2 pseudogenes are annotated in these 416 nt (G+C 72.4%); both read right to left on the bottom strand.

Going from position 1 to position 416, the window contains the following annotated elements:
* Positions 1 to 102, bottom strand: a pseudogene (locus BVI061214_RS12725) (S-methyl-5-thioribose-1-phosphate isomerase); the annotation flags it as partial.
* Positions 103 to 111: 9 nt separating this feature from the next.
* A pseudogene (locus BVI061214_RS00365) lies at positions 112 to 416 on the bottom strand (PQQ-dependent sugar dehydrogenase); the annotation flags it as partial.

Below are 416 nucleotides of genomic sequence, written 5' to 3'. Positions count from 1 at the left end.
GCGCACGGGCACCCAGACCTCCTCCTGGGGAAGGCGCCTCTGGTCCAGAAGCCAGAAGACCCCTTCCTCCTCGTCAAAACGGAACGGCAGAAGGCGCTCCACGCCCCAAGCTTAAGCCAGGCGAAGCACCTTGTCGTCCCCGGGCCTTGGCCTTCCCCGCCCGTCCCGGTTGGAGGTGGTGACGTAGAGGCCCCCGCCCGCCCCCCCCGGGCCCCCCCGCGGCCGCCCAAACCCGGATGGCGCCGCCCCCCCCCCCGCCACTCGCCAGCGCCCCCTTTCCCCCTCGAGGTCCAGGCGCAAAAGGGCCTCTCCTCTAAGCCCGGCCACGTAAAGCCCGCCCCGGAAGAAGGCCAGGTTCCCCGGGGGAAAGCCCTGGGGCCAGAGGTAGAGGGGGTCCCGGTACCGGGGGTCGTTCC

Origin of the sequence: Thermus aquaticus (assembly GCF_001280255.1) — a bacterium.
Taxonomy (GTDB): domain Bacteria; phylum Deinococcota; class Deinococci; order Deinococcales; family Thermaceae; genus Thermus; species Thermus aquaticus.
The sequence above is the reverse complement of the archived record's forward strand: the minus strand, read 5'-3'. Positions and strand labels throughout refer to the sequence as shown.